Genomic DNA, 11,663 nt, shown 5'->3' on the forward strand with positions numbered 1-11,663 from the left:
GAGAGCACATGTTCGTTCGCACGATCGCAGCCGTGATCGCGATGTTCGCCGCTCTGATCATGGGCGCGTCCGTCGCGTCGGCGGCCCCGGCCAAGTACACCCACTCGCAGGCGACCGCGCAGCTCAGCGCCGCCGGCATCAGCTGGACGTCCAGTGGTGGTTGCAGCAACCGCAACCAGTCGAACTGCACCTCGTTCGAGCAGATCAACCAGACGACCATCGCGGGTGCCAAGACGTTCAAGAGCGCGTCGGGCTGTGCGCTGACCATCACCGGCGGCACGGAGACCGGCCACGCGTCGGGCACGTACTCGCACTGGAACGGCTACAAGGTGGACTACCGGCTGACCACCTGCGTCACGAACTACATCAAGGGCAGCTTCTCGTCCATCGGTGGCAACAAGTGGAAGTCGAACGCGGGCAACATCTACTACCTCGAGTCGAACCACTGGGACGTCACGTACCACAACTGCGGTTGCTGATTTAGCGCCGAGGCCGGTAGTAGGTTGGTCGGGTGACCACACTCGGCGCCGTCTACCGGCCTCAGCTTCCGCCCGAGAACCTGCGATCCGTCGTCCTGGCCGCGGAGGAGTCCGGTGTGGACTCGTTGTGGCTGTGGGAGGACTGCTTCCTGGAGAGCGGCATCGCCTGCGCTTCCGCCGCCCTGGCCTGGACTTCCCGGCTGAAGGTCGGCGTCGGGCTGCTGCCGGTGCCGTTGCGCAACGTCGCGATCGCCGCGATGGAGGCCGCGACGCTGGACCGGTTGTTCCCGGGTCGCGTCACGATCGGCGTCGGGCACGGCGTGCAGGACTGGATGGGCCAGGTCGGCGCACGGGTCTCGTCGCCGTTGACGTTGCTGCGCGAGTACACGGACGCGTTGAAGGCGCTGCTGGCAGGCGAACGGGTCACCGTCGAGGGCCGGTACGTCAAGCTGACCGGCGTCGCGCTGGACTGGCCGCCGGCCGCACCGATGCCGATCTACGTGGGCGGACTCGGCCTGAAGACGCTGGACCTGGCGGGCGAGGTCGGCGACGGCACGATCCTCGACGCGTCGGCCGATCTCGACCGGGTCCGGGCCATCAGGGCCACCCGCGAGCACCCGTTGGTCGTCTACGTCGAGACGGACTCGCGTGACCGCGCGTTCGTCACGGACCTGGTCGCGCAGGTGGCCGAAGCGGGCGCTACCAGCGTGATCTTGCAGCAGTCCGCCACGAGCGAGGACCCCGAAGGGTTCGTTCGTTTCGTGGGATCACTCGATGGTGTGAGCGCATAGCGTCGTAGATAACGGCGGATACCTCCGTGCGATGGAACGGTCATGGGCCTTTCGTCGCTGTTCGGGGAGGTAAGCATGCTCGGGCGCAAGAACCGCCGGATCGCAGAGCTGCAGCGGGCCGTGGAGAGCCTGCAGGAACTCCTCGCCCGAATCGGTGACGCCCGGTCAGCGCAGACCGACGTGCTGGACGAGGTCGACAGAGCCGGTGCCGAACTAGTAGCGCTGCGGCACCGGATCAAGAACGCGCGCGCCGAACTCCAGCCCCTGAAGGAAGAACTGACCCTCCAGCGGGCAGGTGTGTTCCGCGCCGACGCCGCCGCGGACCACCAGGCGCAGCTCGACCTCATCCACGACGAGATGAAGACCCTGATCAAGACCGGCACGGCGATCGAAGGTAGCGGGCAGGTCACCTACAACGGATCGGACGCGACCGGCCGCAGGCTCGTCGAGGACTGGTCAGCGCTGATGCTCCGCTCGTACAACTGCGAGGCCGAGAACTGCCTGCGCATGCTGCGAGCCGGTGGCCTGGACGCGGCGAGAAGGCGGCTCGATCGCTCGGCGTCGGCGATCGAACGCCTCAGCGGGACGTTCGCGCTCCGCGTCTCGCCGCGTTACCAGGCCTTGCGCACGTACGAGCTCGAACTCACCGCCGACCACCTGCAGCGCAAGGCGGAAAGCCGCCGCACCCGCCGAATCGCCTCCTGACCAGCTGAAACCGCACTTCAGCACCCTTTCACTAGGTAACTAGTGAAAGGGTGCTACGGTGGTGCGCATGGGACAGAGGGAGCACCCGCCGGTCCTGGCGGAGGAGCTGGGGAAGAAGTACTCGCGGGGCTGGGCGTTGCGCGACTGCACGCTCGAGATCCCGGCCGGTCGGATCGTCGCGCTCGTCGGGCCGAACGGGGCCGGCAAGAGCACGCTGATGGGCATGATCACCGGGTTGCTGCGGCCGACGACGGGCCGGATCTCGGTGTTCGGGGACGCGCCCAACGGGCGTGGGATGCATCCGGCCGTGGCGTTCCTGACGCAGGCCAAGCCGTTGTACCCGCAGTTCACCGTCACGGAGACGCTCCACTACGGCCGCAACGCCAATCCCGGCTGGGATCAGGCGTACGCCGAGGAGCTGGTCGAGAAGGCGCAGGTGCCGTTCGCGGCCAAGGTCGGCACGCTCTCGGGTGGGCAGCGGACGCGGGTCGCGCTCGCGCTGGCGCTCGGGAAGCGGCCGAGACTCCTGATGCTGGACGAGCCGCTCGCCGACCTCGATCCGCTGGCGCGCGAGAACGTCCTGCAGACGCTCGTGGAGGAGTGCCGGACGCAGAAGATCACGGTGCTGTTGTCGTCGCACGTGCTGGCGGAGCTGGAAGACGTGTGCGATCACCTCGTGCTGCTGGCCGACGGACGCGTGCGGCTCGCGGGTGACGTCAGCGAGCTGCTGGCGGCGCACGCGGAGCACCGGACGCTCAGTCAGCTCGCGCTCGCCTACATGCGGATGGAGGTCGCGGCATGACCTGGATCGTGTGGCGTCAGCAGCGGCCCGTGGTCATCACGCTCGTCGCCGGGCTGGTCGTGGCGGTGGTGGCGATCCTGTTGCTGCGGGTCGGAATGGTCGCCGACCTCACCGCGCGCAACCTCCTCGACTGCGTGGGCAAAGGGGTGGAGGCGTGCCGGGGTTCGGCGGCCAGCGAGTTCCAGACCACGTGGTTCGACAGGATGCACCTCGCTGAGGTCACGGTGCTGGCGGCGCCCGCGCTGATCGGCGTTTTCGTCGGGGCGCCGTTGTTCGCGCGGGAGTTCGAGCAGGGCACGCACGCGCTGGCGTTCACGCAGTCGGTCAGCAGGACGCGGTGGATGGCGACCAAGTTCGTCGTCGCCGCGCTGCCCGCGCTCGTGGTGGTGGTCGCCTACCAGCTGGTCGTGCACAGCTGGCTGGACGCGGCGGGGAAGCTCGGGCCGCTGAGCATGGGGCCGTTCTACTTCACGACCTTCGACGCCCACGGTGTCTCGCCGGTCGCGTACACGCTCTTCGCCTACACGCTCGGCATGTTCGCGGGCGCGGTGTTCAAGCGGACGCTGGTGGCGATGACGTTGACGCTCGGGCTGTTCATCGCGCTGCGCACAGTGCTAGTCGGGGTGCGCGAGTTCCTGATCACGCCGACCAGGGTGCTCTCCGACGACCTGGACACCACCGAGGTCGTGCGCGGTCCGCTGGTGGTGGAGTCCGGCTTCCTGGACGCTCAGGGCGCGGTGGTCACCGATCCGGGGCCGATGATGAACTGCGCCGTCAAGGGGGACGTGCAGGGAGTCGTCGACTTCGAGGTCTGCTACCGGGCGAACGGGCTCGCGAAGCGGTTCTGGGACGTCATCCCCGTCGACCAGGCGACCACGCTGCACCTGGTCGAAGCGTCGATCTTCACGGGGCTCGCGGTGCTGTTCGTGCTCGGCTCGGTGTGGGCCGTGCGCAGGCAGGTGTGACGGACGGCGATCGCGGGACGGTGGACACCTATGCTGGGCGGCGTGATCGAGTTCCGCATCGATCGGCACTCCGGGGTGTCCACCTATCTCCAGATCGCCGCGCAGGTCAAGCAGGCCATGAGGATGGGGCTGCTCGGACCCGGCGACAAGCTGCCGACGGCACGCGAGGTGGTCGAGTCCACCAGGGTCAACCCCAACACCGTGCTCAAGGCGTACCGCGAGCTCGAACACGAGGGTCTCGTGGAGGGCCGCCGGGGCATGGGCACGTTCGTCACCGCCTCGCTCGCCACCGACGCGGCGAAGGCGGACGCGCCGCTGCGGCAGGACCTGGAGCAGTGGATGGACCGCGCCGTGGACGACGGGCTGTCGGCCGACGAGGTCGACGCGATCTACACCGACGTGCGGGGCACGCACTACTGATGTCCACTGTGGACTTGGGAGCACGATGAACGCCAGTCCTGTGCAGGCGGAGAACGTCGCGAAGCACTTCGGGCGCACCAGAGCGCTCGACGGCTGCTCGTTCGCACTGCCGGAAGGCAGCGTGACCGGGCTGGTGGGACCGAACGGCGCGGGCAAGAGCACGTTGCTGTCGCTGATCGCCGGGCTCGCGAAGCCCACCAGCGGTGAGATCTCCGTGCACGGCACCGCGGTGCACGGCCGGATGCACCCCGACGTGTCGCTGCTGACCCAGAAAAGGCCGCTCTACGACCAGTTCACCGTCAGCGAGATGATGCGGGCGGGCGCGGCGATGAACGACCGCTGGTCGTCCGCCAGGGCGGACGAGGTGCTGGATCTCCTTGCGGGCGTGGACAAGGACGCGAAGGTGCGCACGTTGTCCGCCGGCGCGCGCACGCAGGTCGCGATCGCGCTGGCGGTCGGCCGGCTGCCGAAGGTGCTGCTGCTGGACGAACCGCTGTCCGACCTCGACCCGTTGGCGCGCGACGAGACGTTGCGGATCGTCATGACCGAGGTCGCGGAACGGGGCACGACGGTCCTGCTGTCGTCGCACCTCCTCACCGACATCGGCGACGTCTGCGACCACCTGCTGCTGCTGGACGAGGGCCGCGTGCAGGTGACGGGCGACATCGACGGGATCCTGGACGAGCACCGGGTCGTCGTCGGGCCCGCCGGGCTCGACCTGGAGACGGACGGCGTCGTGGTCGACACCTCGCACACGCCCCGCCAGACGACGGCGCTCGTGCGTGGTGGCGTTGTGCCCGAGGGCTTCGAGACCACGCACCCCGATCTGGAAGCGCTGGTCATGGGCTATCTGCGGGCGTCACGCACCCGCAAACTCGCCCGCACTCAGTAGAGGGCCTTGTTCACGCCCTGGATCAGCGTTTTGTAGAGACCGCCCGCCGCACCCCACCGGGCCAGCGCCGCCCGTGCCGCGTTCGCCCCCGCCGCGCCGTGCACGCCGCCGCCCGGCCACGCCGACGAACCCGCCAGGTAGAGCCGGTCGAACGGGGTGTCCGCGCGGCCGAGTCCCGGCACCGGCCGGAAGACCAGCTGCTGGTGGATGCCCCCGGTGCCGCCGTTGACCGAGCCGATCTCGGCCGGTCCGAGCACCGAGCGCCCGAGGACGCGGGACCGGAAGCCGGGCGCGCGTTCCTCGATCATCAGCTCCAGGCGGTCGGCCCGGCGCTTCAGCCGTTCCGGCGTCCAGTTCCCGCCCAGCGGCACGTGCGTGTACGCCCAGGCGGCCTCGGTGCCCGCGGGGGAGCGGGTCGGGTCGGTCGTCGTCATCTGGCCGATGAGCATGAACGGGTTGCGCGGCACCTTTCCGCAGGCCAGTTCGTGGGCCACGGTGGCCATGCCGTTGACGTCGCCGCCGAGGTGGATCGTGCCCGCCCGCGCCGCCTCCGGGTTGGTCCACGGGATCGGGCCGGACAGCGCCCAGTCGACCTTGATCGTGTCGGTGTCCCACTGGAACCGCTTCAGGTCGTCGGCGAGCTTCGCCGGCAACGCGTCGGCGCCGATCAGGTCCAGGTAGAGCGACGGCGCGGGCACGTCCGCCAGCACCGCGCGGCGTGCGCGCACGACCGAGCCATCGGCCAGACGCACCCCAACGGCGACACCGCGCGCGTGCAGCACCCCCGTGACCTGGGCGTTCGTCTCGATGCGGCCGCCGAACCGGCGCACCAGCGAGGCCGTCAGCTCACCCGCCCCGCCGCGGGGGACCGGGTTGCCGACCTCCTGCGCGAGCATCGCCAGCAACCAGCCGAAGCCCGCGCCGCCGGCCTGGTCCGGGCCGAGGTCCGTGTGCATCGTGTTGCCCGCCAGCAACACACGGGCGCCCTCGCCCTCGAAGAGCTCCTCGCCCAGCCGGCGCACCGGCAACGTCAACAGGCGCGCCAGCCGCAGGGCGTCGCCGACTCCCGCCGAAAGCAGCAGGGAAAGACCACCGCGCACGGGTGGAAACGGTTGCAACAGAGAGTGAAGTACCGCGTCGCGCACCTGGAGCCATCGCGCGTACTCCGTTTGCCAGCGTTCCGCGTCCGAGTGGGCAAAAGTGCCGACGGATTTGGCCGTTTCCGCGACATCTCGCGAGAGCAGAGCCACTCGGTCATCCGGCAGAACGTGCGCTAGTACGGCCGGAGCGTGCTGCCACTGGACGTCGAGGCCCAACGCGCCGAGCACCGGCGAGCCCATGCCGAGCGGGTAGAAGGCGCTGAAGACGTCGTTGGTGAAGCCCGGCGCGGTGAGCTCTGCCGACGTCACGGCCCCGCCGGGCTTGTCGCGCTGCTCCAGCACGAGGACGTCCCAGCCCGCGTCCGCGAGCAACGTCGCGGCCACCAGCCCGTTCGGCCCGGACCCGATGACGACCGCGTCGACCTCGTTCACGCACGCCTCCCCAAAACGATGTCCGGGCCACGATTCCAGATCTTCACGCGTTCGGATGCGTCCGTACGGAGGTGTGAAATTCGGCCGGGAACGCCGTATCTCATTTCGTTCGGCACCGAAGAGCTAGCACACTCCGTAGTCGAGCGGTAGTCACATGAACCTTACGTATCTGTGTTCCGTACCACATAGAGAGGCATTATGTGACGACGAAATCAATACTGAGCTACCGCTTAGTATGCCGAGATCATTTGGACAAGGACTGCTGCATGCCCCTCCGCCGTGTACTGCCCACCGCCGCCTTGGCGCTCGCCGTCCTCGTGGCCGGTTGTGGCGCCAAGACAGACGAGAAGGTCCAGGTGAAGACCGGGCCGGGCGTTACCGACGACACGATCTCGCTCGGCATCCTCACGGACATGACAGGCCCGTTCAAAGCCTCCGCGCTGACCCGCATGAAGGGCTACGACCTGTACGTCAAGCAGGTCAACGACCGCGGCGGCATCTGCGGGCGCAAGATCGAGCTCAAGCAGAAGGACCACGCGTACGACGTGCAGAAGGCGCTCGACGCGTACTTCGACCTGGAGCCGCAGGTGCTCGGTCTGCTGGAGCTCGCGGGCACGCCGATGACCGCCGCGATCGAGCCCGACATCATGCAGACCCGCACGCTGACCGCCCCCGCGTCGTGGGCCGCGTCCCTGCTCGGCAACCCGCACATGATGATCGTGGGCACGACGTACGACCTCGACGTCATCAACGGACTTGATCACTACAAGCGTCGTGGTGTCATCAAGGACGGCGACACCATCGGCCACGTCTACGTCCAGGGCAGCTACGGCGACAACGCCGTCGAGGGCAGCCGGTTCGTCGGGACGCAGTGGAACATGAAGGTCGCCGAGCAGCCGATCGGCGAGACCACGGCCGACCTCGCGCAGCAGATCGGCGCGCTGAAGGCCGCGGGCGCGAAGGCCGTCGTGCTGAGCACCACCCCGGCCCAGACCGCCGCCGCCGTCGGGGTGGCCGCGGCGCTGAAGTGGGAGGTGCCGTTCATGGTCAACGTGGTCGGCTTCGACACCGCCATCCTCGACTCGCCGGTCGGTCCCGCCGTGGAGAAGCAGGTGTCCGTGGTGACGTCGGTGGCGCCGTTCACCGGCACCCAGGCGGGCCCGCGCGAGGTCGCGGCGGCGTTCAACAAGTACTACCCGAACGACAAGCCGGCGATCTACGTCGACCACGGCTACACCGTCGCCAAGGTGTTCCTCTCGGTCATCGAGAAGGCGTGCCAGAGCGGCGACCTCTCGCGCGACGGCGTGCTGGACGCGTTCCACAACATCAACGGCCTGGACACCCAGGGCCTGACCAGCGCGCTGCACTACTCGCTCGTCGGGCGGCCGTCCGCGACGCAGTCCTACATCACCAAGGTCGACTCGAAGGTGCCCGGCGGTCTCACGACCGTGGAGGAGCTGTTCGAGTCGGAGCTCGTGAAGATGAAGGGCACCCGAGCCAAGTAGCCACCAAATGAGAAAGGGCCCCTCCCGGCGTGGGAGGGGCCCTTTTCGTCGTCCTACTTGCCGAATCCGGCCTTGCGGAGCGCGTCCGCCATCGAGCCGCTCACGGGAGCCTGCGAGGTGCGCTGCTGGCCGCCCCGCTGGGGCTGTCCGCCACGCTGCTGCGGACGACGGTCACGGCCACCGCCGCCACCGCCCTGCTGCTTCGGAGCGGGCTTGCCCGGCTCGTCGGTCAGCCGCAGCGTCAGGCCGATGCGCTTGCGGGCCTCGTCGACCTCCAGCACCTTCACCCGCACCACGTCACCGGACTTCACGACGTCGCGCGGGTCCTTCACGTAGGTGTTGGACAGGGCCGAGATGTGCACCAGACCGTCCTGGTGCACGCCGATGTCCACGAACGCGCCGAACGCGGCCACGTTCGTCACGACGCCCTCCAGCACCATGCCGGGCTTGAGGTCGGCGATCTTCTCGACGCCGTCCGCGAAGGTCGCCGTTTTGAACGCCGGACGCGGGTCGCGGCCCGGCTTCTCGAGCTCCTTCAGGATGTCCGTGACCGTCGGCAGACCGAACTGCTCGTCCACGAACTGCTCGGGCCGCACCTTCGTCAGCACCGCCGTGTTGCCGATCAGCTCGGCACCGGCGGCCTCCTGGATCCGCCGCACGACCGGGTACGCCTCGGGGTGCACCGAGGAGGCGTCCAGCGGCTCGTCGCCACCGCGGATCTTGAGGAAGCCCGCGCACTGCTCGAACGCCTTCGGGCCGAGCCGCGCCACGTCCTTCAACGCCTTGCGCGACTTGAACGGACCGTTGGCGTCGCGGTGCAGCACGATGTTCTCCGCGAGACCGGCGGTGATGCCGGAGACGCGGCTCAGCAGCGGCACGGACGCCGTGTTGAGGTCGACGCCGACCGCGTTCACGCAGTCCTCGACCACCGCGTCCAGCGAGCGCGACAGCTTCGACTCCGCGAGGTCGTGCTGGTACTGGCCGACGCCGATGGACTTCGGGTCGATCTTCACCAGCTCGGCCAGCGGGTCCTGCAGGCGCCGCGCGATCGACACCGCGCCGCGGATCGACACGTCGAGGCCCGGCAGTTCGGACGACGCGTAGGCCGACGCCGAGTACACCGACGCGCCGGCCTCGGACACCACGATCTTGGTGAGGCCCAGGTCGGGGTGGCGCTTGATCAGGTCGGCGGCCAGCTTGTCGGTCTCACGGGAGGCCGTGCCGTTGCCGATCGCGATCAGGTCGACGTTGTACTGCTTGGACCACGCCGCGAGCTTCGCGATCGACTCGTCCCAGCGGTTCGCGGGCACGTGCGGCTGGATGACGCCGTGCGCGACGACCTTGCCGGTGGCGTCGACGATCGCGACCTTCACGCCCGTGCGGTAGCCGGGGTCGAGGCCCATCGTGGCGCGCGTGCCGGCCGGGGCGGCCAGCAGCAGGTCGCGCAGGTTCGAGGCGAACACCTTCACGGCCTCGTCCTCGGCGAACGAGCGCAGGCGGCCGCGCAGGTCGATGCCCAGGTGCACGAGGATCCGCGTCCGCCACGCCCAGCGCACGGTGTCGGTGAGCCACTTGTCGCCGGGACGGCCGCGGTCGTCGATGCCGAAGCGCGAGGCGATGCGCACCTCGAACGTCGACGGACCCTCCTCACGCGGCTCCTCCGGCTCCAGGACGAGGTCGAGGACCTCCTCCTTCTCGCCGCGGAACAGCGCCAGGATGCGGTGCGACGGCAGCTTGGCGAACGGCTCGTCGAACTCGAAGTAGTCGGAGAACTTGGCGCCGTCGGTCTCCTTGCCCTCGCGGACCTTGGAGACGACCCGGCCGCGCGTCCACATCTGCTCGCGCAGGTCGCCGATCAGGTCGCCGTCCTCGCCGAACCGCTCGACCAGGATGGACCGCGCGCCCTGCAGTGCGGCCGCGGTGTCCGCGACCTCCTTCGCCGGGTCGACGAACTTCGCGGCTTCTTCCTGCGGGTTCAGGCCAGGATCACCCAGAAGTGCGTCGGCCAGCGGTTCGAGACCGGCCTCCTTCGCGATCTGGGCCTTCGTGCGGCGCTTCTGCTTGTAGGGCAGGTAGAGGTCCTCCAGCCGCGCCTTGGACTCGGCGGCGAGGATCTGCGCTTCCAGGGCCTCGTTCAGCTTGCCCTGTTCGCGGATGGAGTTGAGGACGGCCGCCCGGCGCTCCTCCAGTTCGCGCAGGTAGCCGAGCCGTTCCTCGAGCGTGCGCAACTGGGTGTCGTCGAGACCGCCGGTCGCCTCCTTGCGGTAGCGGGCGACGAACGGGACGGTCGCGCCACCGTCGAGCAGTTCGACAGCAGAGCCGACCTGGCCTGCGGCCACTCCGAGCTCGTCAGCGATCTTCTGGTGGATGAGCGTTGTCACAGCGCGCCATTCTGCCCGCTGTCCGATTCGACGTGGCACGGTGTCCTACATGACCATCGCCGAGGTCGTCCCCTCACTGCTGTCGGGCCTGGACGTACCGGGTGCCGACAACACGCTCGGCCTTCCCACGGCCCGGCGTGTCGTCCTGCTGCTCGTCGACGGTCTGGGCCACGAACTGCTGCGCGCCCACGCCTCCCACGCGCCGTTCCTGACGTCGTTGCCCGACCGGAGGATCTCCGCGGGTTTCCCGTCCTCGACGGCCACCAGCCTCGCCTCCATCGGCACCGGGCTGCACTCCGGTGAGCACGGCATCGTCGGCTACACGTTCGAGGTCGGGGACGAGGTGCTCAACGCGCTGACCTGGAGCCGGGCCGGTGAGCACTCCCACGACCTGCGCAAGGCGCTCGTGCCCGAGGTCGTGCAGCCGCATCCGACCGTGTTCGAACGGGCCTCGGCGGCCGGGGTGGCGGTCAGCACCGTCGCGCCGATGCTGCAACGGTCCTCCGGGCTCACGCGGGCGGTGTTGCGCGGCTCGTGGTTCCGGGGCGCGGCCGGGTTCGGCGACCTGGCGCTCGGCGCGGTGGCGGCGGTCGAGGAGGAGCGGTCGTTCTGCTACGCCTACCACGCCGATCTCGACACGATCGGGCACATCTACGGGCCCGGTTCCGAGGAGTGGTTGCTGCAACTGGAGTTCGTCGACTCGCTGGCCGCCCGGATCGCCGCGCGCCTGCCCGATGACTCGATGCTGGTGGTCACGGCGGACCACGGCATGGTGACCGCGGGCGAGCGGATCGACTTCGACACGGAACCGTTGCTGTGGCAGGGAGTTCGCGTGATCGCGGGCGAGCCGCGGGTGCGGTACCTGCACACCGCGAGCGACGAGGTGTTCTCCGTGTGGCGGGAGTTCCTCGGGGATCGCGCGGACGTGGTGACGCGGGAGGAAGCCGTGGAGGCCGGCTGGTTCGGGCCGGTGAGCCCGCTGGCGATCGACCGCATCGGGGACGTCGTGGTCGCGATGCGGGACGCGCACGTCGTGGTGCGCAGCCAGGCCGAGCCGGTGCTGAGCGGCCTGACCGGGTTCCACGGATCGCGCACGGCCGCCGAGCTGGGGATTCCGTTGCTCGTCCACTCAGTGACTTCAGTGTAGACCGAATTCAGCCCTTCTCGTTGGCTCGCCTTAGGATCACCGGA

The 11,663-nt window shown here is 69.2% G+C and carries 11 protein-coding genes; 9 read left to right on the forward strand and 2 right to left on the reverse strand.

Annotation, left to right across the window (positions count from 1 at the left end):
- Window positions 1–8: 8 nt before the first annotated feature.
- The 7 genes from ACH413_RS26170 to ACH413_RS26200 all read left to right on the forward strand — a co-directional run bounded on the left by ACH413_RS26170 (window position 9) and on the right by ACH413_RS26200 (window position 5,054).
- Window positions 9–479, forward strand: a complete 471-nt coding sequence (locus ACH413_RS26170; protein WP_360031947.1) for a hypothetical protein — start codon at window positions 9–11, stop codon at window positions 477–479.
- Window positions 480–511: 32 nt separating this feature from the next.
- Window positions 512–1,270 carry an LLM class flavin-dependent oxidoreductase gene (locus ACH413_RS26175; protein ID WP_360031945.1) on the forward strand — a complete coding sequence of 253 codons (759 nt, stop codon included), beginning with the start codon at window positions 512–514 and terminating at the stop codon, window positions 1,268–1,270.
- Window positions 1,271–1,345: 75 nt separating this feature from the next.
- The gene (locus ACH413_RS26180; RefSeq protein ID WP_360031943.1) at window positions 1,346–1,975 is read left to right on the forward strand and encodes a DUF4041 domain-containing protein; all 630 of its coding nucleotides are present in this window, start codon (window positions 1,346–1,348) and stop codon (window positions 1,973–1,975) included.
- A 67-nt stretch (window positions 1,976–2,042) separates the two neighbouring features.
- Complete coding sequence (locus ACH413_RS26185; protein ID WP_360031941.1) at window positions 2,043–2,777, forward strand: ABC transporter ATP-binding protein; 735 nt, start codon at window positions 2,043–2,045, stop codon at window positions 2,775–2,777.
- Complete coding sequence (locus tag ACH413_RS26190) at window positions 2,774–3,742, forward strand: hypothetical protein (protein ID WP_360031939.1); 969 nt, start codon at window positions 2,774–2,776, stop codon at window positions 3,740–3,742. The genes ACH413_RS26185 and ACH413_RS26190 overlap by 4 nt, the downstream gene beginning before the upstream one ends.
- A 42-nt stretch (window positions 3,743–3,784) precedes the next feature.
- Window positions 3,785–4,162: a GntR family transcriptional regulator gene (locus ACH413_RS26195; protein WP_360031937.1), complete on the forward strand. Its 378-nt coding sequence runs from the start codon at window positions 3,785–3,787 to the stop codon at window positions 4,160–4,162.
- 25 nt (window positions 4,163–4,187) lie between these two features.
- Window positions 4,188–5,054 carry an ABC transporter ATP-binding protein gene (locus tag ACH413_RS26200; RefSeq protein WP_360031935.1) on the forward strand — a complete coding sequence of 289 codons (867 nt, stop codon included), beginning with the start codon at window positions 4,188–4,190 and terminating at the stop codon, window positions 5,052–5,054.
- Here ACH413_RS26200 and ACH413_RS26205 read toward each other — a convergent pair.
- A complete protein-coding gene (locus ACH413_RS26205) occupies window positions 5,048–6,586 on the reverse strand; it encodes an NAD(P)/FAD-dependent oxidoreductase (protein WP_360031934.1) in 1,539 nt (512 codons plus the stop codon). The two genes, ACH413_RS26200 and ACH413_RS26205, sit on opposite strands and share 7 nt — an antisense overlap.
- A gap of 266 nt (window positions 6,587–6,852) precedes the next feature.
- On the opposite strand from ACH413_RS26205, the gene ACH413_RS26210 reads away from it, so the two are divergent.
- Window positions 6,853–8,091, forward strand: a complete 1,239-nt coding sequence (locus ACH413_RS26210; RefSeq protein WP_360031932.1) for an ABC transporter substrate-binding protein — start codon at window positions 6,853–6,855, stop codon at window positions 8,089–8,091.
- 53 nt (window positions 8,092–8,144) lie between these two features.
- On the opposite strand, the gene ACH413_RS26215 is transcribed toward ACH413_RS26210, so the two are convergent.
- Window positions 8,145–10,472, reverse strand: coding sequence for a Tex family protein (locus ACH413_RS26215; RefSeq protein WP_360031930.1), 2,328 nt, complete (start codon window positions 10,470–10,472; stop codon window positions 8,145–8,147).
- 49 nt (window positions 10,473–10,521) lie between these two features.
- Here ACH413_RS26215 and ACH413_RS26220 point away from each other — a divergent pair, with 49 nt between their 5' ends.
- Complete coding sequence (locus ACH413_RS26220; protein ID WP_360031928.1) at window positions 10,522–11,619, forward strand: nucleotide pyrophosphatase/phosphodiesterase family protein; 1,098 nt, start codon at window positions 10,522–10,524, stop codon at window positions 11,617–11,619.
- Window positions 11,620–11,663: the final 44 nt, after the last annotated feature.

Origin of the sequence: Lentzea sp. NPDC020367, assembly GCF_044387305.1 — a bacterium.
Classification (GTDB): Bacteria; Actinomycetota; Actinomycetes; order Mycobacteriales; family Pseudonocardiaceae; genus Lentzea.